This window comes from Filibacter tadaridae, assembly GCF_900609045.1.
GTDB classification, from domain to species: domain Bacteria; phylum Bacillota; class Bacilli; order Bacillales_A; family Planococcaceae; genus Sporosarcina; species Sporosarcina tadaridae.
Genome location: NZ_UXAV01000047.1, coordinates 1 through 1612 on the forward strand (window position 1 = coordinate 1; position 1612 = coordinate 1612).

Consider the following 1612-nt stretch of genomic DNA (forward strand, 5'->3'; position numbering starts at 1 on the left):
GATGAGGTTGATAGGTTCGGGGTGGAAGCACGGCGACGTGTGGAGCTGACGAATACTAATCGGTCGAGGACTTAACCTAAACGAAAAGCGAAAGCGGCCTGCTAAGACTCGACAGGCATAAGGCGAATCAACGAAGTGGCGCTTTTTGCCACGCAGTTGAGACGACATATGACCCGAGAGTCTGGCCGCTTGAGCTGGACAATTAAGAAGGGCACGGTTGGCCCTGATTTGCGAATACAATGTCCGTTTTATCCGGTTTTGAACGAATAAGTACCGTTCATAAAAAAAAGTACTTGCATTTCTCGTGAGAAGATGATATAATAGTTATTGTCTTTGAGAAAAGAGAATATAAGTCTGGTGACGATTGCGAAGAGGTCACACCCGTTCCCATACCGAACACGGAAGTTAAGCTCTTCAGCGCCGATGGTAGTTGGGGGTTTCCCTCTGTGAGAGTAGGACGTCGCCGGGCTTGTATAATCCACTTATGATTGTACAAGCATGAATAATCAATTGTAATTCTACCCAGGAGGATTAGCTCAGCTGGGAGAGCACCTGCCTTACAAGCAGGGGGTCGGCGGTTCGAGCCCGTCATCCTCCACCATACAAAATTGTATATCAAAATTTATTTGCCGGAGTAGCTCAACTGGTAGAGCAACTGACTTGTAATCAGTAGGTTGAGGGTTCAAGTCCTTTCTCCGGCACCACTTTTCGAGCCATTAGCTCAGTTGGTAGAGCATCTGACTTTTAATCAGAGGGTCGCAGGTTCGAATCCTGCATGGCTCACCATTTTTTCTTGACTTATTTAGTCATGATTTATATTGCGGGTATGGCGGAACTGGCAGACGCGCTAGACTTAGGATCTAGTGCCTTCGGGCGTGGGGGTTCGACTCCCTTTACCCGCACTTATAATGCGGAAGTAGTTCAGTGGTAGAATACGACCTTGCCAAGGTCGGGGTCGCGGGTTCGAATCCCGTCTTCCGCTCCAGTTTTTCAATGCCGGGGTGGCGGAACTGGCAGACGCACAGGACTTAAAATCCTGCGGTAGGTGACTACCGTACCGGTTCGATTCCGGTTCTCGGCACCAACATCAACAAAAAATGTATCTTTTTATATGCGCTCGTAGCTCAATTGGATAGAGCACCTGACTACGGATCAGGAGGTTGTGGATTCGACTTCTGCCGGGCGCACCATTATACTTTTAATATGTTTCCGGGAAGTAGCTCAGCTTGGTAGAGCACTTGGTTTGGGACCAAGGGGTCGCAGGTTCGAATCCTGTCTTCCCGACCAACTTACGGGGCCTTAGCTCAGCTGGGAGAGCGCCTGCCTTGCACGCAGGAGGTCAGCGGTTCGATCCCGCTAGGCTCCACCTTATGAACCTTGAAAACTGAACAGCAAAACGTCAATGAAATACAGCGAGAGTGCCAAGTGTACTCGAGCAAAACATTTCTGAGTAACCAACTTTTGTTGGAGCGAGGAAATACAAATTGTCATTAACGAAGGATTGAAATATATCCTTTTAATTAATGCCAGCAAGAAATGAGCTATTCATTTTCTTCTATTATGGAGAGTTTGATCCTGGCTCAGGACGAACGCTGGCGGCGTGCCTAATACA

At 48.1% G+C, this 1612-nt stretch carries 9 tRNA genes and 1 rRNA gene; all 10 read left to right on the forward strand.

The annotated features are described in order from the left end of the window. Positions 1–353: 353 nt before the first annotated feature. The 10 genes from rrf to FILTAD_RS14995 all read left to right on the forward strand — a co-directional run bounded on the left by rrf (position 354) and on the right by FILTAD_RS14995 (position 1366). Positions 354–469, forward strand: a 5S ribosomal RNA gene (gene rrf / locus FILTAD_RS14950). A gap of 56 nt (positions 470–525) precedes the next feature. Continuing rightward, positions 526–601 (forward strand) — tRNA-Val (locus FILTAD_RS14955). A gap of 27 nt (positions 602–628) precedes the next feature. Next, positions 629–704, forward strand: a tRNA-Thr gene (locus tag FILTAD_RS14960). 6 nt (positions 705–710) lie between these two features. After that, a tRNA-Lys gene (locus tag FILTAD_RS14965) sits at positions 711–786 on the forward strand. Between the two features lie 34 nt (positions 787–820). After that, positions 821–902 (forward strand) — tRNA-Leu (locus FILTAD_RS14970). 8 nt (positions 903–910) lie between these two features. After that, positions 911–985 (forward strand) — tRNA-Gly (locus tag FILTAD_RS14975). 10 nt (positions 986–995) lie between these two features. Further along, a tRNA-Leu gene (locus FILTAD_RS14980) sits at positions 996–1084 on the forward strand. Between the two features lie 29 nt (positions 1085–1113). Next, positions 1114–1190 (forward strand) — tRNA-Arg (locus FILTAD_RS14985). A 20-nt stretch (positions 1191–1210) separates the two neighbouring features. Continuing rightward, positions 1211–1287 (forward strand) — tRNA-Pro (locus FILTAD_RS14990). Between the two features lie 6 nt (positions 1288–1293). After that, a tRNA-Ala gene (locus FILTAD_RS14995) sits at positions 1294–1366 on the forward strand. Positions 1367–1612: the final 246 nt, after the last annotated feature.